The organism is Desulfamplus magnetovallimortis, from assembly GCF_900170035.1.
Taxonomy (GTDB): domain Bacteria; phylum Desulfobacterota; class Desulfobacteria; order Desulfobacterales; family Desulfobacteraceae; genus Desulfamplus; species Desulfamplus magnetovallimortis.
The window spans coordinates 23642-48727 of the sequence record NZ_LT828552.1 but is presented as its reverse complement, the minus strand read 5'-3'; the positions used below and the strand labels follow the sequence as shown (position 1 = coordinate 48727).

General features: G+C 41.0%; 19 protein-coding genes. 11 read left to right on the top strand and 8 right to left on the bottom strand.

What is annotated here, in order from left to right; translation table 11 throughout:
- Positions 1-26 precede the first annotated feature (26 nt).
- Both MTBBW1_RS18970 and MTBBW1_RS18965 read left to right on the top strand, forming a co-directional pair.
- Positions 27-1160 carry a flagellar basal body P-ring protein FlgI gene (locus MTBBW1_RS18970; protein ID WP_087881803.1) on the top strand — a complete coding sequence of 378 codons (1134 nt, stop codon included), beginning with the start codon at positions 27-29 and terminating at the stop codon, positions 1158-1160.
- A 206-nt stretch (positions 1161-1366) separates the two neighbouring features.
- A complete protein-coding gene (locus MTBBW1_RS18965; protein WP_080806005.1) occupies positions 1367-1732 on the top strand; it encodes a rod-binding protein in 366 nt (121 codons plus the stop codon).
- Here MTBBW1_RS18965 and MTBBW1_RS18960 read toward each other — a convergent pair.
- Positions 1724-3316, bottom strand: coding sequence for an AAA family ATPase (locus MTBBW1_RS18960; RefSeq protein WP_080806003.1), 1593 nt, complete (start codon positions 3314-3316; stop codon positions 1724-1726). The two genes, MTBBW1_RS18965 and MTBBW1_RS18960, sit on opposite strands and share 9 nt — an antisense overlap.
- Positions 3317-3688: 372 nt before the next feature.
- Here MTBBW1_RS18960 and MTBBW1_RS18955 point away from each other — a divergent pair, with 372 nt between their 5' ends.
- The 9 genes from MTBBW1_RS18955 to fliW all read left to right on the top strand — a co-directional run bounded on the left by MTBBW1_RS18955 (position 3689) and on the right by fliW (position 14921).
- Positions 3689-3988 (top strand): helix-turn-helix domain-containing protein, encoded by a 300-nt coding sequence (locus tag MTBBW1_RS18955; protein WP_186441506.1) that lies wholly within the window; start codon positions 3689-3691, stop codon positions 3986-3988.
- A 149-nt stretch (positions 3989-4137) separates the two neighbouring features.
- Complete coding sequence (locus MTBBW1_RS28525) at positions 4138-4308, top strand: hypothetical protein (RefSeq protein WP_186441504.1); 171 nt, start codon at positions 4138-4140, stop codon at positions 4306-4308.
- A 668-nt stretch (positions 4309-4976) separates the two neighbouring features.
- Positions 4977-6281 carry an Lcl domain-containing protein gene (locus tag MTBBW1_RS18940; RefSeq protein WP_080805995.1) on the top strand — a complete coding sequence of 435 codons (1305 nt, stop codon included), beginning with the start codon at positions 4977-4979 and terminating at the stop codon, positions 6279-6281.
- Between the two features lie 371 nt (positions 6282-6652).
- Entirely contained in the window at positions 6653-7186 is a 534-nt protein-coding gene (locus MTBBW1_RS18935) for a flagellar protein FlgN (RefSeq protein WP_080805993.1), read from the top strand.
- 255 nt (positions 7187-7441) lie between these two features.
- Entirely contained in the window at positions 7442-7708 is a 267-nt protein-coding gene (locus MTBBW1_RS18930; RefSeq protein ID WP_222424108.1) for a helix-turn-helix domain-containing protein, read from the top strand.
- 301 nt (positions 7709-8009) lie between these two features.
- A complete protein-coding gene (gene flgK, locus MTBBW1_RS18925; protein WP_080805990.1) occupies positions 8010-11960 on the top strand; it encodes a flagellar hook-associated protein FlgK in 3951 nt (1316 codons plus the stop codon).
- Positions 11961-12072: 112 nt separating this feature from the next.
- Complete coding sequence (gene flgL / locus MTBBW1_RS18920) at positions 12073-14193, top strand: flagellar hook-associated protein FlgL (protein ID WP_186441502.1); 2121 nt, start codon at positions 12073-12075, stop codon at positions 14191-14193.
- A gap of 13 nt (positions 14194-14206) precedes the next feature.
- Positions 14207-14473 (top strand): carbon storage regulator CsrA, encoded by a 267-nt coding sequence (gene csrA / locus MTBBW1_RS18915; RefSeq protein WP_080805986.1) that lies wholly within the window; start codon positions 14207-14209, stop codon positions 14471-14473.
- Positions 14463-14921: a flagellar assembly protein FliW gene (fliW, locus tag MTBBW1_RS18910; RefSeq protein ID WP_186441500.1), complete on the top strand. Its 459-nt coding sequence runs from the start codon at positions 14463-14465 to the stop codon at positions 14919-14921. The genes csrA and fliW overlap by 11 nt, the downstream gene beginning before the upstream one ends.
- Before the next feature lie 80 nt (positions 14922-15001).
- Here the strand turns inward: fliW and MTBBW1_RS27895 are convergent, their stop codons facing one another.
- The 7 genes from MTBBW1_RS27895 to MTBBW1_RS18870 all read right to left on the bottom strand — a co-directional run bounded on the left by MTBBW1_RS27895 (position 15002) and on the right by MTBBW1_RS18870 (position 25050).
- Positions 15002-16027: a hypothetical protein gene (locus tag MTBBW1_RS27895; protein ID WP_087881802.1), complete on the bottom strand. Its 1026-nt coding sequence runs from the start codon at positions 16025-16027 to the stop codon at positions 15002-15004.
- A 404-nt stretch (positions 16028-16431) separates the two neighbouring features.
- Positions 16432-16857: a flagellar protein FlaG gene (locus MTBBW1_RS18900; protein WP_080805980.1), complete on the bottom strand. Its 426-nt coding sequence runs from the start codon at positions 16855-16857 to the stop codon at positions 16432-16434.
- Between the two features lie 188 nt (positions 16858-17045).
- Positions 17046-17549 carry a flagellar export chaperone FliS gene (fliS, locus tag MTBBW1_RS18895; RefSeq protein ID WP_080805979.1) on the bottom strand — a complete coding sequence of 168 codons (504 nt, stop codon included), beginning with the start codon at positions 17547-17549 and terminating at the stop codon, positions 17046-17048.
- Between the two features lie 149 nt (positions 17550-17698).
- Positions 17699-18064 (bottom strand): flagellar protein FliT, encoded by a 366-nt coding sequence (locus MTBBW1_RS18890; RefSeq protein WP_080805975.1) that lies wholly within the window; start codon positions 18062-18064, stop codon positions 17699-17701.
- A 5-nt stretch (positions 18065-18069) separates the two neighbouring features.
- Positions 18070-20193 (bottom strand): flagellar filament capping protein FliD, encoded by a 2124-nt coding sequence (gene fliD, locus MTBBW1_RS18885; protein ID WP_080805973.1) that lies wholly within the window; start codon positions 20191-20193, stop codon positions 18070-18072.
- Positions 20194-20492: 299 nt separating this feature from the next.
- Positions 20493-23024, bottom strand: coding sequence for a flagellin N-terminal helical domain-containing protein (locus tag MTBBW1_RS18880; protein WP_080805970.1), 2532 nt, complete (start codon positions 23022-23024; stop codon positions 20493-20495).
- A gap of 655 nt (positions 23025-23679) precedes the next feature.
- Positions 23680-25050 (bottom strand): aspartate kinase, encoded by a 1371-nt coding sequence (locus MTBBW1_RS18870; RefSeq protein ID WP_080805966.1) that lies wholly within the window; start codon positions 25048-25050, stop codon positions 23680-23682.
- Between the last annotated feature and the right edge of the window lie 36 nt (positions 25051-25086).

Sequence of the window (25086 nt, the reverse complement as noted above, 5' to 3'; positions counted from 1 at the left end):
ATGAATCTTGAAAAGGAGGATTGGCCATGTGCCCTAAAATGACTTTTAGATTTTATAGATTCTTTGCTTTATGTTTTTTGACTTTGGCAATTTTGTGTATTGTTGCCGGCAATGTAAACGGCGCAAGGATAAAAGACATTGCCGCCATCAAGGGTATTAGGGTCAATCAGCTTACAGGTTATGGTCTTATTGTTGGCCTTAATGGCACTGGTGATAAATCAGGTTCTGATTTTACAACACAGGCCCTTGCAAACATGATGGAGCGAATGGGCATCAATGTTGATAAAAATGCATTGAATGTTAAAAATATTGCCGCTGTTATGGTGACAGCCAACATTCCTCCCTTTGCAAGGATTGGTAACAAGCTTGATGTTATAGCCTCCTCAATTGGCGATGCAAAAAGCCTTGTCGGCGGAACTCTGCTTTTAACACCTCTTAAAGGTGTTGATGGTAAGGTATATGCAATTGCCCAGGGTCCTGTTGCACTTGGAGGAGTAGGGGCAGGGGATGCAGGTGGCGGAACCTGGAAAAATCATCTCCAGGTTGCAAGAATTGTCAGTGGCGCAACAGTGGAGCGGGAGATTCCGGTAAAGCTTGATGGCAAGAAGACATTGACGCTTTCCCTTTATAATCCTGATTTTACTACAGCCAAAAGGGTCGCCGATACCATCAACAGTTCCATGGGAGACGGGATTGCAGAGACGCTTGATTCCAGTGCCCTTCAGCTTAATGTTCCCGAGGATATGCAAGAAAGCCGTGTAGCTGAGTTCATAGCTGATCTTGAGTCCCTTGTTGTTATTCCCGATTCAAAGGCAAAGGTTGTTGTCAATGAAAAGACAGGTACTGTGGTGATAGGGGATAATGTAACAATATCAACGGTGGCAGTTGCCCACGGAAATCTTACAGTCACCATAAAGAAAGATCAGGAAGTCTCTCAACCACTTCCGCTTGCACCAGACGGAACAACTGTTGCAACTCCTCAGACAGAAGTGCAGGTTGAAGAGGAGAAGGTCAATGTGATGACAATGGAGGGAAGTTCCACAATTGGAGAGCTTGTAAGAGGACTTAACTCCATAGGTGTAAGCCCAAGGGATCTTATTACTATTCTTCAAAGCATCAAGGCAGCAGGGGCACTTCAGGCTGAAATTGAAATTATATAAAAAGAAACAGGGTAATTGACTCAAAAGCGACACCTTTTTGGCATTTATTGAATTTGTCTGAATCAGGATAACCAGGATTTACAGGATGCTCAGGATTTTTATCCTGTAAATCCTGAGCATCCTGGGCATCCTGATTCAGACAGTATTGACAAAGTTCAAAAGCTCATAGGTGTCGATTTTGAGAATTTAAGGAGCAAGGTGATAAAATGGATATATCCTCGACATCACAGATTTATGGGGACAACCTTTCTCAAAGGGTTAATAACAGTGCTGACAAGGTAAGAAATCGCACTGATGAGATAAAAAATGGCAAGGCTTCGGAAGATTCTGCAACAGAGAAAGAGAAAAAGGAGCTTAAAGAAGCGTGTCAGGGTTTTGAGGCTATTTTTCTTCAGAGCATGATGAAGTCAATGCGTGCAACCTTGCCTGGAAATTCACTTTTTCCGGATAGTCAGGGAATGGATATATATACGTCTCTTCATGATCAATATCTTACGGAAAATCTGTCAAAGAGTGGTAATGCAACAGGTATTGGCGAGTTTCTCTACAGGCAGTTGCAGGATTCACTTTAAAAAGAGCTCCTCTGTTTTCCATTCCCTGATTTCACCGGAATCCTTGTTGAATGAAATCCCGATAAGTGTCACGGGGCGGCCATCAAGTGCATATTTCTGGTAATACTCCTTTTGCCTTATCTGCTGTAAGGCCTCCTGGGCGCTCATATTCAGCTTGAACTCAAAGATGTAAATCCTTTTTGGGGTTTTAACCACAGCATCCATTCGCCCCTTGTTGGTGTTCTCCTCCACCTGAATCCGGTATCCAAGAAGTGTGAAGAGAATGTAAAAAATTGTCTGGTAATATTTCTCATGCTTAAGCTTTATGCTGTTTTCCACACGTGCATAGAAAACAGTAAGTATCTCAAATACGGACTCCAGGTTGTTGTTCACAAGTGCTGAACGAAGTTGCTCAATTAGTGACGGAACACGGGCTTCAGCCACAGGAGTGAAGTAACCCGAGAGTTTTTTGATAAAGGCATATCGTACCTCATCGTTTGGATAGCCCAGGGTATATAGCCGTGAATCAGGGTCATAATCACGTATGGTAACATAACCTGTTTGAAACATAAGAGGCTCTACTTCAATGTGATCTACCTCATAGCTGGAAAATGTATCGGATATAAGCTTCATTCCGTCAATATCCACAATTGTCCAATTGGGACGTGTCAGTTGAGAATTTTCCTCATGTGCCTTTTTTAAAAGCTCCAGCAGAAAGGAAGGTGTTCCTGTCTCAAACCAGTAATGTCCGAAATCTCCCTGTTCCATGGCTTTTATGAAAGATACCGGATTATAGACAGTGACAGGCTTTTTGCTGAATCGAAATCCATTATAGACAAGGCGCAGTTTTTCCAGATACTGGCTTCGGCTCATGGAGTTTTTTTCTGCACACTTGTCAATCCACTCCGCAAAATAGTACCTGCACTCCTCTTCTGTGAAACCGCATATTGTTGCGTAATCCTCCATCATTGTTATGTCATCCAGGTTGTTAAGATCAGAAAATATAGAGACATGTGTGAATTTACTGACACCTGTGATAAATGAAAAACGGATGTGTTCCTCCAGTGCCTTGATCATGCCGTAAAACTGTTTCAGAAGTGTACGGATAGATAAAACTTCGTTTTTATTAATGATGTTGTCCAGAATAGGCTTGTCATACTCATCAATTAGAATTACAACCTTTCCTCCCGTGTCGCTGGTTTTTTGAATCAGTTCCTTGAATTTTGCAGCGGGTCTTTTGGCAGCAAGTTCAATGCCGTATTTGCTTGCCAGCCAGTCGAGTTCCATACATATATTTTCCTGAAACTCTTCACATGTGTTGCCTGTCAGATTATTCATGGAGAGCCTTATAATAGGGTGAGGCTTCCATTCAAATGGTTGATCATAAATATACAATCCCTTGAAAAGCACTTTCTCTCCCTTAAAGACAGACTCCAGGGTGGAAAGTGTGAGAGACTTTCCAAAACGCCTTGGCCTGGAGAGGAAAAATTGTCCCTCAAGCTTGCTGACCATTCGGTAAATTTCACGTGTCTTGTCCACATACATACCGTTTTGTTCAATGATTGTTCTGAATGTATATGAGGATGTAGTTAACCTTTTTCTCATATCTCCTCCATTATTTTTCCAGGTTATGATAAGAGGTTACATGAATTACTGTAATTAGTGTTTATTTATTGCTTTGATTTTTAATTCAATGTAAGTTGAGAAATTATTAATATTTGACTTTGGTTTCGATTGCAATGTTCGGGATTTTCCCTTAATGATATATAACGCCATGGTAAATTACAAGCCTGACAGGCTTTATCTTTTATTATTAAATTTTTATGTACAGACAAAAATAAAGGAAAAACAAAAATGTCCGGCAGTTGTGTGTTTAAATATAAAAATCTCCTGCTGTTGATCCTGCCTTTTCTGAAATAATTACTGCCAATGAGAAAATGCTTAAAATGTTTGAGCAGAATAAGGGAGCTTCGGGCAATGATCTATAATGCACTGGGCAATTATCAGTCCGGCACACTCTCCCTTGATGTTTTTAAATACTACATTGAAAAGCAGCAGAGCGCTTATACCTGCCTTGAAAATATCAACATGGACGAAATAGCACCGTTTCCCTTTGCACGGGAGTTGCCCACAATAAAAAAGGCTACAGAATACCTTGTGCTTGAAGCCATGAAACGTGCGTCAGGAAACCAGACTGTTGCTGCCAAAATGCTGGGTATTTCTCAACCTGCTTTGAGCAATCGTTTGAAAAAAATATCCATTTTGCAAAAATCTTAAAATGAGAGCTGCTTTGACTCAACTTCAATGTTTTCCTGAAAATAAAATAATGTTAGTAGATTATAACGTTAGTCGATTGTGTAGATAAGCAAATGCTTTTGGATGAGTTAGAAAACCTTGATCAGGGTGATATCAGGAAAATAATTAAAATGATTCATTTTATGAAAAAGGATGTTTTGACTTCAAGTAAAAAGAACGTTAAGGGAAAAATTTTATCTTCTGCAGGAATACTTGGCGATTTGACAAATGATGAAGCAGACGTTTATGAGAGAGCTATAAAGCGGGAGATTTTTTTGGGCAGAAGGGAAATTGAGTTGTGATTGGCTGAAAAAAACTGAATAGATATTCCAATATATTTAGAGCTATGAACCCAAGAGTTAAACAAGTCATACCAGGCGATGATTATAAATTGATGCTCTTTTTGCAAATGGAGAGAAAGGGGTTTACGACTGCACACATTTGCTTGATTTCGGAGTTTTCAGGGAACTTCAGGATAAAAATTATTTCAAATTGACTAAAGCATTTCATGGTACAGTTGTATGGCCGCATGAGCAGTATATATGTCCAGATACGCTCTATATTGATTCAATAAAGGAAAACGCCTGACGAATAAGGATAAATATACTGTTAAGTGGATTTTTATAATAAAAGTTATACCAATTGTGCTTTGGTTATTCCCGCGGTACATAGCTGATATCAATATGCTTTCCCCATGCGAAAAAAAGTCTTCATATAACAAAAATTATAATTCATTGCAGACCTTTGTGAATTATGAAAATAAAAAAAGCTAACAAGAACATGATGTTAACAAATTGACTGTCTTAATGGAATGTTTGTTGCAATGCTATGAAAAAATAATAAAACTGTTTTAGTTTTAAGTCGCTGATGCCGATAATATATAAAATTAAAAGATTCTGATTAATAAAAACCGAGAGTTAAGATAACTCTTATAATAAACAAATAACTGCTAAATTTAAGGGAGAGACTTATGAAAAAAGAATGGTTAGGTTTATGGAATAGTAAAATCAGTGTGCTTGTGTCATTGCTTTTTATTGTATCCATTGCATGCAGTAATGCTTTTGCATTAGATTGTGAAGATGTAGTGGATGATGGAGACCATCCATTGTCCGGTTATTTTGGAAGTAGCCTTGATGGACCCTACACCACTGGGACAGGTACCGTCACCGATACAGGGACAGGCTTGATGTGGCAGGCTGCATCTCCTTCCTATGCCTATACATGGGATTCTGCCTGTTTTTATTGTGATAATCTGATTTTAGGAGGTAATGGGCCGCACGCATGGAGAATGCCCACAATTACCGAGCTTGAGTCAATATCAAATGCTGACTATTCTCCAGCTATAAATGAACAGTATTTCAGCGGTGAAGAAGGTCTATACTGGTCTGCCAGTATTCCTGAATTGTATGATACCAATGCATGGATTGTCTCTTTGACAGACGGAGTGACCAGTATATCACCGAGGACAAGCGAGCTGTATGTAAGATGCGTTCGCAAGATTTCAGAAGGTGCCGGTACCCAGGCACTTGATTTTACAGTGGAAATTTGGGATGCAACTGGTGGTAGCGGTGGTAGTGGTGCTCAGATAGTAGATCCTTATACTGTTCCCAAGGTTGGTTCAGGTAGCGGAACGGATCTGTTTTTCTATGTTGATCCAACCGCAATTAATAAGGCAGTAGAAGGTACTCCACATCCTGGCAATTTTGTATATAAGTGGAGTTGGGATGCCGATGTTGAGGCCCTGAAAACTGCTTCAGCTGATCCTATTTCGATAGCAGGTAATGCAACCAGCGAGATGACAATTTCAGACCTTGATGTGCATACAGGAACCTATGATGTAACCCTTGAGATTTGGACTGACACGTTTCCCCAGTATTATGCAAAGAAGAAAATTACAGTAATAATTTGCAAGGATGGAACATGTGATGATGAAACATGTGAATTAAAGGCATCTCCGTATTTCATCAACGAAGATGTGACCTTAAAGCTCCCTGCATTGTATATTCAGGACACAGCAACATCACCCAAGCAAAAAGTTGAATTATCTAACATAGAAATGCAACTTGTGACAATTCCAGGTGATAATAGAATTTTGTTTGAGCTTGTATTGAATGCTGTTCCTACCAGCAATGATGCTGATGGTGACGGTTTTACAAAGGATGGAACTGGTCAGGGATATGATTGTGATGATGAGGATCCCATGATAAATCCTGACGCCACAGAGATTCTTGGAAATGGTATTGATGAGGATTGTTTCCCAACTGCTCTTGACTGATTTATAGTAGATATTTTTTTCAGGTGACAAGAAAAGGGTAACACCTATAATGGTGTTGCCCTTTTTCTTTTATGGAATAACGCTCAATTACGCCAGAATATGTAATGGATATTGACAAGTTAGTTCAGGTAATTGCCAGAATTGAGGGTTCCTGATAGATACCCAAAAAACTTCCATTCTCAATGGCACACCGATTGCTGTTATATAAATCAAAAGGAACGATAAGCCTTTAAAGGGAAAATAATTCCTGTTTATTTGGTAAAATTTTCTTGTTTTGTTGATTTAGAGGCACTTTTTACCCGAAGATGTAAAGCCTATCTTTTTGATGCCGATAATATTGATGCCGATAATAACTGTACGGAGGTGTTGCCATGGAAAATCTTGCTGCTGAGATCGAAAATTTTTTGAATAAAAAGCTGGAACTCTACTCAGAGCTTACAAAGATTCTTGAGCTGGAGAGCAGCTACATAGTTAAAATGGATGTAAATGCCCTTTGGGCAGCATCATCACGGAAAAAAGAACTTGCCCTTGAGATTCAGAAACTCAGAACATCCCTTCTTGAATATTTGGATGAAAAGGGTATTTTTCACGGTATGGATGCCCGAAATTTCAGTCTTTCCTGCCTTATAGGTGATCTTCCGTTAAATCGAAAAATCAAATCCTCACTTGAAAAATTCAATATTGCCCTTGATGCAAAAAAGAAGGAACTCAAGCAGCAGGCTCTTTCCAATCGTCGTTCCATTCAGGAGCATCTTGGTGTCATTGATGGGGTTATGTCAACCATTACAGGTGCAAGAGCGCATAAATCTTACGGGCACAAGGGTGTTTCCGGTGTCACTCCCTCATTTTATGGTACTCGCTATGGCAGGGGGGCTTCAACATCTCTTCTTTCTGCAAGGGTGTAGTGTTTTTTCAATGTTTGATTTTCGCTTGGAAAAAACTTGTGTGTCATTTTTGAGAAGCCACTTGTATATTACTTTCTGTAGTGATATTATCACCATATGAAATATTAGATACGTGGCTTGCTGGTCTAATGAAAATGACGAAATATTGATTGAGGTATATTATGTTGGCTCTCGTGAAAAAAGCCCCATATTGAGTTATCTATTCAGGGAGATCAAATAGAAGAGTTAATTGCCTGGATACGTGAAAGATATGATTTGGAAATTTTAACGGAAAGCTCTTCAGAAGACTCTATTCCCGTTGAAGAAACTGATTTTTGGAAGGAAATGCAGTCAAACAGAACAGGCAATCTTTTAGTCGCTGCAAGGTTAAAAGCAGGCTTAACTCAAAAACAGGTCGCCGACATTGTTGGTATCCGTCAAAGCATGGTAAGTGAATATGAGCATGGAAAAAGACGTTTAACCAGGGATATGGCTGAAAAAATAAGTTCAGCACTAAATATTAAAGATAGTTATCTTCAATAATTCATGGTTTTTCGATACCCTGTCCTTAGTTCGCGGGATTATTAAACCATCTCTTCTCTTGCAGGAGCTGCACTTCTGCACCAATCACATTCTCTACGCACCAATATTTGAAAAAGTACTTCCATTACTGGCACACCCATTGCATTTATATATCAATAAGGAAAAAAAGATGCCTTAAAGGGAAAAAACTTCCTGATGACATTGGGAATTTTTGCCATGTTACTGATTTTAAGGCGTTTTTTTCCTGGGTATATAAAGCCTCTTCTTTAGATGCCGATAATAACTGTACGGAGGTGCAATCATGTCAGGACTTGGATCAACACTTCATATTGCAAAGGATGCGCTGGCTGCCAATCAGTACGGCCTGAATGTGACCGGTAACAACATTGCCAATGTTAACAATCCGGACTACAGCAGGCAGACCATTGAGCAGATAAACAAGGGGCCTGTTCCTTATGCAGGGTTTCTATTTGGAAGCGGTGTTGACTCAAGTCAGATTACCCAGTCAGTCAATCAGTTGCTGGAGAACCGCCTCACAGGAGAAAAGGCAAGCCTTGCAGGATATGAAGAGGCAGACTACTACGTAAGAATCATTGCAGATCATTTTAACGAGAGTTCCGAGAACAGCATAAGTAATATCATGACTGATTTCTGGAATTCATGGAACGATCTTTCCAACAACCCGGCAGATGATTCCGAGCGGCTCATTGTTCTTGAAAACGGCCAGGAGCTTGCAGAGCGTTTTTCCATGGCCTATGACTATCTTGATCGGGTTGGTGTGGAGATCTCAAACAAACTTATAAATGCTGTTGACAGAATCAACGATATAACAGCCGATATTGCTGAGCTTAACGAGGATATAATGGGGCAGGAGACCCAGAGAACTTCCAATGACAAGCGTGATCAGAGAAATGCTCTTATAGATGAACTGGGCAAACTTATTGCTATCGATACATTTGAACAGCCATCAGGCGCTGTTGTTGTAAATGTTGCAAATGGTTTTCCCATTGTTAACGGAAACAGCACCTATGACTTGTCTGTCAAGAATAACCAGATAGCATGGCATAACTCTGCAGGTGGTTCTCAGATTATTTCCGACAAGATCACAGGCGGCCAGATAGGCGGATGGCTTGATGTGCGTGAAGAGGTTATCCCAAAGTACCAGGCCGAAATTGACGAACTTTCCCATGAGGTTGTCTGGGCAATTAATTACCAGCACTCCATTGGAGCCGGCCTTGAATATTTTTCCGATTCCATTACAGGAACTTATGCTGTGGATGAGAGCGGATGGCTTACAAGTTTAAGTTATGGAGAAAAGATTGATCACTCTGAAAATCTTACCATGTGGATTGAGGACAAAACAGATGCCGATCCGGTTTACTCAAAAATTGAGATGGATATGGGTATATCTGAAGCAAAAATATCCAATTGGCAGGCAGGGGCGGATCTTTTGGCTGAAGAGGCTGTTTATAAACTGACTGTCCTTGATGGCACAACCATTGGGAATAGCCTTGTTTCCCAGAGTGACGGTCAGAAAATTGGTGTTGTTCCTTCCGGATATGCAGTTGATGCAAGAAGCGTTATGATGGATCCTTCTCTTGCCCCCATTGCAGAGCAGAACATTATCATTGCAGGTGGCCCCTCTGGAAAAGAGATTGTGGAGATAAAGTATGCAGGAGGTGATGCAAAACAGTCCGCAGCATCAATTGCAGAGGCATTGAGCAAAGTGGATGGAGTAACAGCCTATGCTTCAGAAACAAGTGTCATTCTTGATGTTGCTTCAGCAGCTACAGGTATTGCACCTTTGTCTCCACCTCCACCTGCTGATGGTGAAACTGTGAGTTTTGGGATTTATGTGGATGGCATCACCCATTATGAAACATTTGAAGTTGATTCAACATCAGGGGGTCTTCAAGAGCAGTATGAAGATGCATTTCTTGCTGCAGTTGAGGCTATCAATGATATTTATGGGGATGATGATCTCCGGCTTGAGTATGACTCTTCCGATGCATCCAACACCGAGTTTCGCATGGTGAGCAGTTCAGGTAGAACCATAGGTCTTGAGGGTTTTGATATCTCTTCTCCTGTCCCTGCCCCTGGTGCATTTATATCATTTTCAGGCAACGGTACAACTGCGGTTCAGGTAGATGAGGGAGGGGCTCCAAATATGTCAGCAGTTGTAACAGGAACCCTTACCATAGAGACAGATCCTGATATATCCATATCTTCTTCGGTTGACGGGGCAGCAGGCGGGCTTTTTGCAGTAAGACGCCCAACCTTTGGAAGCTCCATAATGACCCTTGGGGGAGAAGGTGGTTTTCAGGGGTTTGATGCAGGTGACACCATAACATTTACCATTGATGGAACCCATGCTGTAACAGTTGCCGTTCCTGGTGCTGCTGTAACAGATCAGGATTTTGCAGATGCACTTTATTTAGGATTGACAACAACGACTGTTCCACCTCTTACAAGCACGCCACCTGTGAGCAGTGATGATTATGCCATCATTCAGAACGGACTTTCCGTTTCCATTATTAAAAATAAAGATCTTGAAACACCCATTGAAATTACAGCTTTTACCGATGATCTGGCAGGAAATCCGGCAAGTTCTGCTACTCTTAATGTTAAAACCGGAACAGGAAAAGATACAAACTCCCCTGAAAACGATATCCTGGATTCCGCCAATCCTTTGAGAAATTTTTCCACATCATCGCTTTATGAAGATGAGGGAGTTATCCTATGGGAAAAATATGACACCAACGGTAATTACACCGGCAAAAAAGGTCTTATAACTGTTGAGGATGCGGAAGAAGTTGCCATAATAGATGATACTAATGGTGGAAACCTTGAGCTTCTCAAGTTTGATATTTCAGCAGGCTCCCTTGTAGCAGGTAATACCTTAAGTATAAATGTAAACGAAACTACAGATTCTTCAGGAAATGATATTGGAGTTCCTGATCCCCTTGACTTTACCATAAGGGGCAATGCCAACAGTCAGAATGAGATATACCGTTTCAAAGCAACTTCAGGCGGTACAATCGGAACTCTTCCCAGGAAGGATGAGTCCTTTATTACCATTGAGTGGGACAACGGCATTAACTCAGGTTCCTTTGAGATTGAAGAGCATGACCCGCCTTTGACTCCATCTGTTCCTGTTGAGGTTGAAGTGGATGGCATGACATTGATGTTCAGCAGCGGTACCCTTCTTGCAGGAGATGTATTTACCGTGACCACAGATGAAGGTGGCAAACCTGTCTCAACCAATAGCAACGGCAAGGCCACAGGGGAGCTTTTATCTGACTGGCACTGGACACTTGACTCCTTTGCTGATGAGTTCAACCGCAGGGGTCAGGGTATGACAGCATCTGTTAACAGGGATAATCAGCTTGTTATAGGGGCATCTGACTCATACCATGTTGTAGATAATATTGCATACTCTGAAAGTAATGGATTCAAGAAGGATAATCTGTCCATAAAGATAAATGACTGGAGTTCCATGGATTTCGAGGCTACAAGACTTCAATTCAGCCGTACAGCATCAGGGGATTGGAATATTATAAATGATCCCACAGGCGGCAATGCACAGTTTCTTCCGGCAGGGGCAGATGATGATATATTTGGTGTTGATTTTTCAGGTGACGGCATTGCCGACATATCCTTGATATTTGAAGAGAAACCTTCAGGTGCAGGAAATATTTCATTTGATCTTGTAAAACATGATGCCGATGATATAGGTTTTGCCTTTTCAGATGCTTCAGGCATGATAGCTGCGGCTGGCATAAACACGTTTTATAAGGGCGACAGTGCCTGGACAATGGAGCTTGATGAAACAATAAGAGATACCAATTTTCTTGCGGCTGCAACCATTGATCCTGACACCGGTGAAATCCATGAAGGGGATAACAGCAACACCCTTGCAATGGCCAATCTTCAGTTTCAATCCCTGAGTATGAAACAGTGGGCATTTTCCAGGGGAGAAGAGCCGGAATCAAGCATGACCACAGCCACCCTTGATGGCTACTACAGCACAATGCTTGGCTCCCTTGGTGTTGACTCCAGAAATATACAGAGTGCAAGGGAATTTTCAAATCTGATGGTCAACTACATAACAGAAGAGCGGGACTCTGTCTCTGCTGTCTCCCTTGATGAGGAGATGATTAAATTGATGGAGTATCAAAATGCATTTGCAGCAGCGTCAAAACTTGTATCTGTTGCTGATGAGATGCTCAACACAATTATCGCTTTAAAGTAAAATTGTAACTTTTTTGAAATATTCTCCCCCCTCTTCAGTTATGGAGAGAAGAGATGGTTTAGTTTGATGAAATTATGACAGACATGTTCCCATGTTTAACCAGGAGGTTCCCATGAGAGTGCCTACAATTTCAACATATGCCACAGCAACTTATCGGCTTGGTACCCTTACGGAGGATCTTAAGGATGCCAATGAGGTTATGAGCACCCAGAAGGTTATCAACTCACTTGCTGATGATCCAATCGGCATGACGCAGGTGCTTGATCTCAATGAGAACATAAAGCATCTTGAACAGATAGAAACCAATGTTGAGATGGGGAGAACCTGGTTATCTGGCATTGAAAGTTCACTTGACAGCGTAAGCGATCTCATTCTCGAAGTAAAGACAAGTGTGCAGTATCTTTCCAATGCATCAATTAACAAGGATGACAGAAAAGATGCCATTGAAAATGTCAACAACATGATTGACCAGATTCTGCTTCTTGGCAATACCAGGGTTAACGGCAATTATATTTTCAGTGGTACCAGCACTGATGTGGCTCCTTTTGAGTTTCATTCTGATGAGACACCACAGAGGGTTTCCTACGAAGGTGATGATACAGCGTTTAAAATAAGGTCTGACAAAAGTGCTGAGATTCCTGTTGGCCGAGTTGGTTCGGAAGTTTTCTGGCAGGATGAGGTTGCCATTAACAGCACCAACAACACCATATATTTTATGGAAGATCCAGGTCATGGGCCTGATTACGAGAAGATGGTGACAGCGGTTATTCCTGAGGGGCAGTATAACAGGGAGAGCCTTCAGACAGCCATACGTAACGAATTAAACAGGGCTTCTGCTGAAGATGGTTACGGAGTCACCTATGAGGTAAAGTATAATGAAGATACAAAGCTGTTTTCCATAATGGAAGATGGTTCCTATGATGGTTATATGGCAACTGAATTTCTGTGGGACACCGAAGCCTCCATAACAGAAGATGCATATGTTGACCAAATAAGCGCAGGTGGAACCATTATTCTGGATGAGATCAATACCATTGTCCATGACACTGATGCCATAAATACAGGAGATGAGCCACAGGAGTTCAAGCTTACATGGGCATGGGATGAAGCTTCAAGCCAGAATTACTGGGCACTTGAAAATGGAGACGGAGTTGCTCTTCCTGCTTCAATTGGAGCACCTGATCCTGTTACCGGAGAGCAGGTATTTACTTATGAGAACAACGGCGGCACAATTCCATCAAAAATAGTAGGAACAAATGATGGATTTGATATATATTTTGATGGAAATGATTTTGCAGATCTTTCCATAACTTTTGACAGCAGTGTTCAGGAAGATGATTATGTAAAATTTACAGTAAATCCTGAGATTGTAACTAATCTTAGTGACACATCCCTTGGCCATGAGATCGGGTTTGTGGATGAAAATGTAATTTCCGCTCCCCATTTGTCTGATAATCCTGTGACATATGATTTTTCTCCTGCTCCTGTTGGCTCCGGGCCTCTTCTCATTATTGACACAGCTCCCGGAATTAACAATAAACTTGATTTTCAGGAAGTTATCGGAGAAGGAGACGAGAGGGTTGTATATACCCTGACAGCATCTGTAAAGGCCAAAAACTATAACAGTAATGAGGAGCTTGCAAAGGAGGTTGAAAAGGCAATGGAGTCAGAATCCCTTGCAAGGGGTAACAGAATAGATTACTCTGTCTCATGGGATGCGGAGATGGAAAAATTTTCCATCAAGGAGAATGGTACAACCCTTCAGGAGTTCAATCTTTTGTGGCAATCAGGGGATAATGCACCTGCAAGCGAAGGGGGAACAGGAGAGAGCATCGGTTCTATTTTAGGGTTTGATGCAGAAGATGATTTAAAATCCCCCATGACCGGCAACAGGCCTGCTGAGTGGGGTATCTTCAACACTTTGATTGATCTTAAAACCTATTTGGCTTCTGATGATGTGGATGGTATCCAGAGGACAATTGGCCGCCTTGACACAAGTTATGATCATACAACTTCTGTAATGGCTGACACCGGCATGAAATACAATCGCCTTGAGATGAGAAAGACAATTACATCAGAGATGGGCCTGAATCTCACCGAGAGACGCTCAAGTATTGAAGATGCCGATATTGTGGAAGCAATCATGAATTTGCAGTCCATCCAGTCTGCCTATGAGGCAGCTTTGGGCTCCACTTCCAAAATTATGAACGTAAGTCTTATGGATTATATGTAAAGGATAGTTTCCCATGCTTGTTTTGACTCGTAAAGTTGAAGAAAAAATCAAGATAGGAGAAAATATTGTTATCAAGATTCTTGAAGTTGATGGGAGCAGTGTAAAGATCGGGATTGATGCTCCAAGAGAGATTACAATATTGAGAATGGAAGTTTTGGAGCAGGTGCAGAAGGAGAATATTGAATCTGCATCTAAAAATGTCGCAGATATAGCGGATGTCGTTGATTTCATCAAAAAGAAATATATCAGTAAACAGGGAGTGGATAGACGTGAAGATTAAGACCAGAAAATTCGGTGACATTGAAATTGATGATGATCAGATTCTGACCATGCCCGAGGGCTTGCCAGGTTTTCCTGGATTTGATCTTTTTGTTGTGCTGGAACGACCTGAAACAGCACCTTTCTGCTGGTTACAGTGCATTCAGGATCCTAATCTTAATCTTGTTATGATGAATCCCTACTATTTTATGCCCGACTATGATCCTGATCTTGATGCAATTATTACAATTCGCAACTGGCATGGGGTTGAAAGGGATGACTTTCAGATATATGTGGTGGTCAATATTTTCGGGGAAGGAGAAGAGAAGAAAATAACAGCTAATCTTATGGGGCCCATTGTCATTAATCGAAAAAGTGGCGAGGCTGTTCAGTTTGTGCTTTCAAACTCATGCTATTCTCACCAGCACAATATATTAAAGTCAATGGAGGAGAGATACACTCGGGGATAAGTGGTATAGATTGCTTCCTGGTTTATAGGATGTTTCACCTGAAGAAATATTGCTCTATGTACTTAAACTAACAGGTAATTTTATGAAATTGCATATGTGGAGGGGGAGCAGGGGAGTAGCTGGGGATTGAGGATATCCATTGTATCCCCTTTCATGGCCAATGCAAATATACGATTTTTGGTTAAAAATGCAATGCTGTTTTCAGGAATATAGAGAGAGGCGAAAATAGGAATAAGTTTTTTTTCTTGAAGCTCCGGAAACCATGTGTTGAGGGAAGGTACAAGTTTAACAAAGTCCTGAAGATATTCTGTTCTTGGGGTGGCTTTTGTTTCAATTACAAAAAAACAGTGTCCCCCTTCGGCAAGGACATCAAATTCACGCCTCTGGCTTCGATCCATGCTTTTTCTCATGGCGCGGACGCTGAAGGAGTCAAGTTCATCTATGCCAAAATATTGCCGTGCAATATCAGGAATGGAGGGTGCTACAATATCTTCCACAATGGTGCCCATTTTGTTGGCAAGCTCTCCCCATTTTTTGTTCATGGCTTGCCGGTCTTTTTCTGATCGTGTTTCGAACCCCTTTATTTCAACCTTGAAAGTTTCCATCCCCTCTTTAAATACCGTCATGTCATCCTTAAAGGTTTCCATTCCGCTTTTAAAGAGTGTCATCTCATCCTTGAAGGTTTCCACTCCGTCTTTAAAGTCTTTCATCTCATCTTTAAAGTCTTTCATCTCATCTTTAAAGTCTTTCATTTCATCTTTAAAGTCTTTCATTTCGTCTTTAAAGTCTTTCATTTCGTCTTTAAAGTCTTTCATTTCATCTTTAAAGTCTTTCATTTCATCTTTAAAGTCTTTCATTTCATCTTTAAAGTCTTTCATTTCATCTTTAAAGTCTTTCATTTCTTCTTTAAGAAGACGAGTGTCTGAACGGATCTCCTGCTTGAATTTTTCTGTATCTGCCTGTAGTTTATATGTAAATGCCTGCATACCCCTGGTAAGCTCGGACACCTCTTTTTCAATACGGGTCAATCTTACATCAGATGATACAATGTAATTTCCCAGAAGTGATTCAAGGTATCCAAATTTTTCTTCTACAGCCGCTTCCATGGTCTATCTCTCCACATCACTATATAGGGTTAGGCCTTTCACATCTTCTTTTTATAAGAAAGTCCCCGTAGTTCAAGGTTTTTTAAGGGCTTTCATGCTTCGTTGTGGCAGAGAGTTCTGCCATGGCCGTTATATGAAAGTCCCCGTGGTTAAAGGTTTTTCAGGGCTTTCATGCTTCGTTGTGGCAAATATGTTTGCCGTGGCCGTTATATGAAAGTCTCGGTAACATCCTGTTTTTAAAACGACTTTCATCTTTTCGATTGTGGCGGTCATCAGTCATGTACATTACATATGAATATCTGTGTAAATAACTGTGTTTTAAAATACTTTCGATCCTTAGATGGAAATATTCTAAATAAGATCCTCAAGGTTAATCATCCGCATGTAAACTGTATTAAAAATTTTTATGCACGTTGATCCAACAGCATTCCAGTCAATTCAGTCATTTTCTTTTTAATTGTCTGGATCTCTTCAGCAGGAATCTGCTTTATTACTTCATTTGTCTCCCTGTTTCTTATCTGGAAAATGACCTGGTTATCAGGATCCTTGCTTACAGAAAAGCCCAGGCTTGTCTTAAGGTTATCCATGTAATCGTTAAGCTCGGTAACCATATTTTTAAGCTCTTCCATGGAAGATGTAGATTTTTCCTTTTTTTCATCTTCCTTTTTCAGGAGAGTCTCATTATCAAGGTTTTTTTTCTTATTGGCAGACATCTGATCTGACTCATTAAGATGAGCATTATCATTTTTGTTTTCCTGAGTTTTTAAGGTCGTTCTCATGGGAGACAGTGCATCCATGCTGTCAGACGACCTGATAGTGTTAATGTTCATGATTAATCCTCCTTGATTGTCATCTTTTGATCTTATTCATCTTGCTGATATATAAGTTTTTGTGAAATTTTCATAGTGTAATGTGTTAAATTTGATAGTGTAATGTGTTAAAACTGTCATAACATTGATTCTATAATCATCTGTTTTAAAGTGAGTTGTCAACAGATTTTCTACTCAATGAAATATTTTTATACAGCAAAAGCGTTTAATCTTGCCTGGGTTTGGTTTCCATAATTATTGGTAAATGATTTTGATGCAGCTTTTTGCTGACGCGGGTAGGCTGCCTGTGAAGGATATTTTGCGGCAGCATTAACAGATGCCTTGCTCATGACACTTGTTTCCCAGATCTCTTTGAGTTTTTCAATGTAGCGGGCTGTCCTCTCAATTGTCTCAATATCGTTGTTAATGGATACCTTTGGGAGTTCAACCAGCATTGCCATATAGAGTCCACCCAGAAATTTAATACTGTCATCCTTTCCGTCGGTATTCAATGAAGAGTTTAACTCTGATATTATTGCTATGACTTTACTCAAGTTTTCTCCACGTTTCTGAATATTTTTTTCTTCAATAGCCTGTTTTACAAGTTGAAGGCGTTGCAGAGCACCTTTGTAAAGCATTAGTATCAGTTGTTCCGGAGTCATCCCATCATAGTGGTTGTTCATGTATTTTTGCATTCCAGCAGGTTGTCTCATTTTAAACCTCCATAGTACTGTGATTGAATTTTCTTTCTTGTGTATTACTTCCTGTCAATATTTTCTCCCGATGTAATAATATTTGTCGGCATATCCATGGTTATTATTAAGTTTTTTTTGGTGGGAGATATTATAAAACGGGAAATACTTCATCCTGACGTATTCATGAAACGCGATGCTTTCGGGTTGCCATGACGGTATCCATTGAGAACCTTCTTCCCCTTTGCATTGCGACTGAGCATTGCAGAGAGTTCCTGTTTTTTTTTGTCAATTATAAGTGTGAGCTGTTCATTTTTTTCAAGTATATTATTTATATCATTTCTAAAAGGATTGCGGGAGGAAGCAGGTGTCATTGAAATTGAATTTCTGAGATTTTCAAAGGCACGTTTTCTTTCAAAAAGCATGGTATTCATATCAAGTGGTACATTGATTAATGCAGGGTCACCAAGAATGGCAATATGGCGCTCCTGTATATCCTTCATCTCTTTAATGTATTGTTTCATTGAATTTGCCATAATGATCAATCATCCTTTTTGTTTGTATTGAAAACCTGATCCAGAAAAGATGCCTCGGACTGCATCTGCCTCATATAGGAGTCCAGCTCAACAAAACGGGTGGTCATTGTGTCATATCTTTTGTTAAGCAATGCGGTATCTTTTTCAATCTGCTCTTCAAGTTTGCCTATAAGTGTCTGGGTGGAGTCTCTTTTTGCAACTAACAGGCCGTCAGCCGCTGTATATGACCTCATTTTGTCGTAAAGCATGTCTCCAAAACCTTCTACTCCATTTTCAGAATCCCCTGTGAAAAACTTTATAACATCTTCTGCATTTGACGAAAGAACGTCCCTGAATTTGTCGCTGTCAATTGATAGTATGCCATCAGAGTCAATGGTAAGCCCAAGATCATACATGCTTGTAACTGCACCATCAATATTCAGATTCTGCTCCATGAAATTTTTAAGTTCATCATCAATTCTTGTTATGGCCATCTCTCCAAACAAAATCCCTTTTTCCTCTTTGTCAACATCATACCTGCTTTTTTCAGTGAGATCGGTTCTTAAGGTGTTGATTGAGTCAATGACCTCCTGGAGCATGGTTTCAACTTTTTCAAAGTCGGAATCAACTCCTATAGTTGATATTCCTGTCTCTTTGAGATCTAATGTGATTCCCTGAATGACATCAGTAATGCCATCGTTTGATTGACGCTGGTAAGCTATATTGTCAACAGAAAATCTTGCATTAAGAGAAGAGTCGTAGGGCTTATATGTGTCTGTTTCCGAGTCAAATCCAAGTGTTGATGCTGCGTTACTGTTGGCCCATTCGATTTGCAGCTCATGCAGATTTGAGCCATCTTCCTTGATGGTAAATTTTTTTGTTTCGCTGTTAAAAAGAACAGAAAATTTGGTACTGTTTTCTGATGCTGTTTCCATTGCAGACTTTATGGCTGCCGCAAGATCATCTCCGCTTTCGTATGAGCCATCAGCTATTGTGGCAGTCTTTGCTGCTCCAAGAGTGCCGTCTGCCAATCTTTCCCTGAATACGATTTCGTTGTTTGAGTTTGCAGCAGATATAGCAGCAGGTTCGGATGCACTTATGTTCACTTTGTTATCGCTTTCCGGAGCAAAAAAACCAGCACCTGTGGATTCTGTAAGCTTAAGACCTGCGTGTGGTTTATAGACATCCTCTTGAGCGTCAAATCCAAGAGCAGAGGCAGCACTGCTTGCATCCCAGGAGATATTCAGTTCATGAAGCTGTGAGCCATTCTCCTTGATGGAAAATTTTTGCGTGTCACTGTCATAAGAGACAGTATAATTAATGCCGTTTTCCGATTCAGATTCCATGGCACTCTCAATGGCAGCAGCAAGATCAGAGCCGCTTGTGTAAGTTCCATCTGCAATTGTGGCTGTTCTTTCTGCTCCAAGTGAACCATCTGCAAGGCGTTCCTGAAAAACAATCTTGTTGTTACCGGATGCATCCAGAACATCAATGGGCTCTGTGGCACTTATAGCAACAGCATTATCGCTTTCCGGTGGAGAATCAACGAGTTGTGTCTCTATAAATATTCGGTTCTCTTCACCGGGGTCATCACTTCTGAGAATAAGTTTATAAGGGTTATCCCCAAAACCTGTATCTGCAATGGATGCTGTAACCCCAGGGTTTGAATCATCATCATTGATAAGATTCGCAAGCTTTTGGAGAGATGTACCTGCATCCACATCAAGAGTTATGGTACTGCCGTTTTCTCCAAGTCTATATGAAAATGTTGTATCTTCGGTTGTGAGAACACCTGTTTTGCTGGCAACACCTTCAGATGTCCATGAACTAAAGGATGCAAGTGCCGTTACATTGACGCTGTGTGACATATCTTTAGCGCCTGCAACAGATGTGGCTTCAATGGATGTACCGGTAACTCCTGTTTTTGTCTCAAGGAAGTTTGAACCAAGAGAGAGATCCAGTGCCTTTGTACGAATGGATAGAAGAGTTGCTTTGATGGAGTCAAACTCCTCAAGTTTCTCCTGGAGAGTTGTAACCTTGTTTTTTTTGGTCTCAATGGGCTGCTGATCAACTTCCTTGAGCTGTTCAAGCATACTCTGGAGTTCCAGACCCGATCCAAGGCCAAGTGTTGAAATGCTTCCTGTGGCCATTTTTCTATCCTCCGGGTAAAGTTGGTTTTTGATTTAAACAGGCCGTCAATGTTTACGACGAAACTGTTTGTTCGGCTGTAGATTTACTGTGAAAAAGTTTCACTACAACCATATCATCGGCATCAGGCTTACAGATCTTTAATTCTACACTAATGGTGTTGAAAAAGAAAACGCCCTGAAAAAAAATTTCAGGGCGTTTATACATGATTGCTTATGAATAATATAAAAGAAAGTATTTGGTTTGATCTCCCCTTTTTATATTGAGATAAAAGGGGAGAATTTAGTTATGGGTTAAAGGTTTACTGCAGCAGACTCATTACGTTCTGTGATGATGCATTTGCCTGGCTCATTGCATAGGAGCCGGACTGTGCAAGAATCTGCAGTTTTGAGAAGGTCTGTGACTCTGCTGCAAAGTCAACGTCTCTGATTGAGGACTCTGCTGCCTGAACATTAACCTGGGTTACACTTATGTTGTTGATTGTTGAAGAAAGCTGGTTCTGTACGGAACCAAGGTTTGCCCTGATCTTGTCGTAGTCCTTCAGGGCCGAGTCTGCCACCGCAATGGCAATCTGGGCACCCTCCTGACTGGTTACGTCAATATCACTGAGTCTTGTTACTTCAGTGTCTTCAAGATTTATTGTAGAGTTTACACCACCTCCTGTACCCATAAGGGTTGTGGCTGTCCCATCTACCTGTCCGCTCATTAGAACACTGTCTTTGGCAAGGGTCATATCTTCTGTAAGATATAGATCAGATGATAGTTTAGCATCCTGCTCAAGGGTTACACCAGGTCCTACAAGTCCGTTTGAGGTATTAATTGCGGTGGTAAGGTAAGTTCCTGCCGCAATTGTTGAACCACTTGCAATAACAGAACCTGCACCTACAATCAAGTCTTCATCAAGGGTCATGCCTGTTGAACCAAGGGCCAGCTCCATTTTACCGCCGATTGTGGAGCCAACTTCCAGCTGGGTACTTGAAGCAAGCTTTGATCCGGCTGCAATGATAGTGTCTGTGTCAGTGGTCCCAATACCTGTATTAGTGTAACCATCCGACGCCAGATGCATTTTGACTGTTGCTCCAAGGGTTGATCCAGCAGCAAGGGTCGTTCCTGATTTAATGTTGGAGTCAGCTTTTAAAGTAAAATCTTCAGAAACCTTCATTCCATCAGAACCTACAACTTTGAATTCATTGTTGATAGTTGTTCCTGCCGCAATGATTGTGCCAGACGCGAGCTCACTTTTATTTACAGTACTACCTTTTATAAGCATATCTTCCTGAAGTAAAGTGTCTCCCTTAATTGTAGTTTTAACACTTAAGGTAGTTCCTGCACTTATAGTAGTACCACTTGAATTAACGATATCTGTAGTAAGTACAGTACCAGCAGCAAGGACTGAGCCAGATTCTAATGTACTTCCTTTTGCGATAACAGCATCTTTATCAAGTTCTAAAGTAGCTGTTGTCCCATTACCCTTTATTGCTCCAATACCACCAACGGTTGTCCCAGCAGCAATTACACTTCCTGATCCAATGGTTGAACCAGCCGTAACTGTGGAATCAAAATCCATGGTGGTGTCACCCGTAAAGATCGCATTATCTGCTGTATCTGTGCCAGATTTGGTTGTAGTTGTACCTATTTCCAGCCTGAAACCTATCTGGGTACCTGCAGCAAGGAGAGAACCGGATCCAATTGTTGAGCCCTCAGACAGCAACATGTCATTGCTGACATCCAAAGTTTTGCCTAATTTGTCAATTTTGTTTTCTGTAATATCTCCTGCCTCGTCATCCTTGATCAAAAGGGAGTTGGAACCCATCTGGGTAAGACGAAGTTCACCAAAGGTGGACATCTCGGCGGCAGTTTTTGTCATTGCTTTGGAAACATCACCCTCAAGCTTTATGGCTCTGCCATCAGTACTGGAGAGAGTTAAAATACCTCCTGAATCAACAGAAGCAGTGACGCCGGTCTGGTCGGATTTACCGTTAATGGCCTTGGCCAGTGCACCATCGCCATCGTTGGCCTTTACTGAAACAGCACCGATCTCAACACCATTTATTTTGAAATCGTTTCCGATTTCTCCTGCTTTTAAAGCACCCCTTGAAGATGTTTCAACAACTGTCTGGGCAGTTATCCCCAGTTTATCCGAGAGTCTGTTGATAACATCAGCAAGAGCTCCAATACCGTTTTCAGAGGAGTTGTTAAACTGAAGATCTACAGTTTGAAGCTCGTAATCCTTATTCTCTGTATTACTATGCACCATGAGGGTCAGCTCACCCGGGCCCTTGTTATCCTCATGGTTGATTGTGAGGTTTGCGGTTGTTACGTGACCAATCTTATTGGTTTGTGCTGAACCTATGGAGATTTTCGCAGTTTCTCCGGAACTTGCACCTACCTGGAAACTTTTGTTGGTAAATTCACCTGAAAGAAGCTTTTTACCATTAAAAGATGTACTGTCTGCAAGAAGATCAACCTCTTCAAGAAGTTTGTTAATATCTTCCTGAATGATTTTTCTTGATTCAAATGTCTGGCCATCCTGTGCTGCCTGGATGGCTTTTGTTTTGATGGTGTTTACAATATTGATCGCTTCATCAAGAGCACCATCGGCGGTCTGTACAATATTAATACCGTCGTTGGCGTTCCGTATAGCTTGACCCAGCCCCAGCCCCTGGGCTTTAAGGGAGTCTGCGATTGCCATGCCCGATGCATCGTCGGCAGCTTTGTTGATTCTCATTCCTGTGGAAAGTCTTGCCAATGAATTGGAAAGGGCGTTATCCGTTTTTTTCATGTTCATGTGCGCATTGAGTGCTGCAACATTTGTATTTATTGCAAGTGCCATAATAGTTATCCTCCATGAATTGCTTTAGCGGGCCTCATTGCCCTTTTGCAGTTAGTAATATTGAAAGCATTTTAGAACTAAAAATTTTTTTTGTTTGTGAATCGATTCTGTTAAGCCCGTTTGCTCCTTGTTATACCGGTCTTTTAGTGTTCTTTATCGTCTTTGTTTTCAAAAAACTTTAAGAAAATATTTCATTTTTTTAAAGTTATGCAGCATTTTTTTATCTTTAACCCACATTGAGCAGGTGAGTGCATATATTGGAAAATCTTGGTAATAGCCTGTTTTTTAAAAGGACTTTCATCGCTTGGATTGTGGCGGATATCCCCTCATGTACGTTCTCAAAACCGAGATCTTGTTGGCTTTTCTGGCATTTATTGCATTTGTCTGAATCAGGATGTTCAGGATTTTTATCCTGTAAATCCTGGTTATCCTGGGCATCCTGATTCAGATACTATTGACAAGGTTAAAAAATAATAGGTGTCTTTTTTGAGTACGTTTTATATGAAAGTCCCCGCAAATGGCTGTTTTCATAAAGACTTTCATCTTTTCGATTGTGGCGGTCATCAGCCATGTACGTTATATGAAAGTCCCCGCAAATGGCTGTTTTCATAAAGACTTTCATCCCTTCGATTGTGGCGGTCATCAGCCATGTACGTTATACGAAATAACCATGGAGAGCATTCAGTGTCTTTTCAAGATCACCCTGATTGACCAGAAAATAGAGAGCAGCCTTTGAAGGCCCAAAAGAGATCATTTCAATATTGACATTTGCATCTGAAACTGCTGTAAAGCATCGGGCTGCAATTCCCCTGTGCTTGTGCAGACCATCTCCCACCACACTTATTAATGCACAATTTGTGACTGTTTCCGACTCCCTGTAGAGCCTTGGTGTTATGGATTCTATAACATTGTGGGCATTTTCCACATCCATTTTAGAAAACAGAAGGCTTATGCATGTCTGGGAAGTGACAACCGACTTTATGTTGATTCCGGCATCAGAGAGGCTGCCTGCAATTTTGGCAAGAATTCCCTGGCGAAGTCCGACACCGGAAGCATATACCTTTAAAATTCCAATGTCTTTTGTATGGGATATGCTTTTTATTATATTCTTTGCTGTGACAGATTTTTCAGTTATAAGACTTCCATCTCCGTCAGGATTCAATGTGTTTTTTATGGCAATGTTTATGTCAGATTTTCTGACAGGCTCAACAGTGCGGGGGTGCAGAATGGATGCACCGGAGTAAGCAAGCTCCGACGCCTCTTCGTAGCTCAGAAGAGAAATGAGGCGTGCATCAGGAACAACAGATGGATCTGCTGTCATGAAGCCTTCAGTATCTTTCCATATCTCCAGAATTTCGGCCTTTAATGCAGCAGCTACAACTGCCGCAGAGTAGTCACTGCCACCCCTGCCGAATGTGGTAATTTCCCCTGATTCGCTTACACCAAAAAAACCAGGGAAAAAGAGCATGAACCCAGGTTTGGAAGTCATCAGAGGTCGAATCTTATTCTCAAGGTTGGAAGTTGTAAGGGGCATGTTGGCTGTTGCATCTGCGAAACGTCCATCTGTTATTACTCCTGCATCCTGGGGCATTATGAAACCTGCATTTTCACCACGGCTTTCCATAACCCTTGCCATGAGTATTACAGAAAGGCGTTCTCCATAGCTCATAATAATATCCTGCATTCTTGGAGTTGCTTCCCTTGTAAAGTTAATGCCGTAGTAGTATCGTTCAAGTTTGAGAAAATGGTTGTCTAACTCCTGCTTCAGGCTTTTAAAAGCAATTTCCGATTTTATGAGTACCCTTGCCATGAAAAGGTGTTCCTGGCGGATTTCATTTATGATGGATGGAATATGCTCTTCGTCATGCAGTGCCATTTCTATGCCGGAGACAAGCTTGTCTGTAATGCCGGAAAATGCCGACAGAACAAAAATATGGCCTTTCCCCCTTGCCGCAACAAGCTCGACAATACTTGATACAACGGATTCTCCCTTTAAACAGCCTCCACCTATCTTTATAACCTTCATACTCCCTCCATTGTTGAATAAACTAAAGATGATTTA

Bases quoted from the DNA above. Each gene is read 5' to 3' on its own strand.
- fliS (WP_080805979.1), bottom strand. From the start codon at position 17,549: ATGAGACAACCTGCTGGAATGCAAAAATACATGAACAACCACTATGAT.
- MTBBW1_RS18880 (WP_080805970.1), bottom strand. From the start codon at position 23,024: ATGGCACTTGCAATAAATACAAATGTTGCAGCACTCAATGCGCACATG.
- flgL (WP_186441502.1), top strand. From the start codon at position 12,073: ATGAGAGTGCCTACAATTTCAACATATGCCACAGCAACTTATCGGCTT.
- MTBBW1_RS18900 (WP_080805980.1), bottom strand. From the start codon at position 16,857: ATGAACATTAACACTATCAGGTCGTCTGACAGCATGGATGCACTGTCT.
- MTBBW1_RS18935 (WP_080805993.1), top strand. From the start codon at position 6,653: ATGGAAAATCTTGCTGCTGAGATCGAAAATTTTTTGAATAAAAAGCTG.
- MTBBW1_RS18955 (WP_186441506.1), top strand. From the start codon at position 3,689: ATGATCTATAATGCACTGGGCAATTATCAGTCCGGCACACTCTCCCTT.
- MTBBW1_RS18870 (WP_080805966.1), bottom strand. From the start codon at position 25,050: ATGAAGGTTATAAAGATAGGTGGAGGCTGTTTAAAGGGAGAATCCGTT.
- flgK (WP_080805990.1), top strand. From the start codon at position 8,010: ATGTCAGGACTTGGATCAACACTTCATATTGCAAAGGATGCGCTGGCT.
- MTBBW1_RS28525 (WP_186441504.1), top strand. From the start codon at position 4,138: ATGATTCATTTTATGAAAAAGGATGTTTTGACTTCAAGTAAAAAGAAC.
- MTBBW1_RS18970 (WP_087881803.1), top strand. From the start codon at position 27: ATGTGCCCTAAAATGACTTTTAGATTTTATAGATTCTTTGCTTTATGT.
- MTBBW1_RS18890 (WP_080805975.1), bottom strand. From the start codon at position 18,064: ATGGCAAATTCAATGAAACAATACATTAAAGAGATGAAGGATATACAG.
- csrA (WP_080805986.1), top strand. From the start codon at position 14,207: ATGCTTGTTTTGACTCGTAAAGTTGAAGAAAAAATCAAGATAGGAGAA.
- MTBBW1_RS27895 (WP_087881802.1), bottom strand. From the start codon at position 16,027: ATGGAAGCGGCTGTAGAAGAAAAATTTGGATACCTTGAATCACTTCTG.
- MTBBW1_RS18940 (WP_080805995.1), top strand. From the start codon at position 4,977: ATGAAAAAAGAATGGTTAGGTTTATGGAATAGTAAAATCAGTGTGCTT.
- MTBBW1_RS18965 (WP_080806005.1), top strand. From the start codon at position 1,367: ATGGATATATCCTCGACATCACAGATTTATGGGGACAACCTTTCTCAA.
- fliD (WP_080805973.1), bottom strand. From the start codon at position 20,193: ATGGCCACAGGAAGCATTTCAACACTTGGCCTTGGATCGGGTCTGGAA.
- MTBBW1_RS18960 (WP_080806003.1), bottom strand. From the start codon at position 3,316: ATGAGAAAAAGGTTAACTACATCCTCATATACATTCAGAACAATCATT.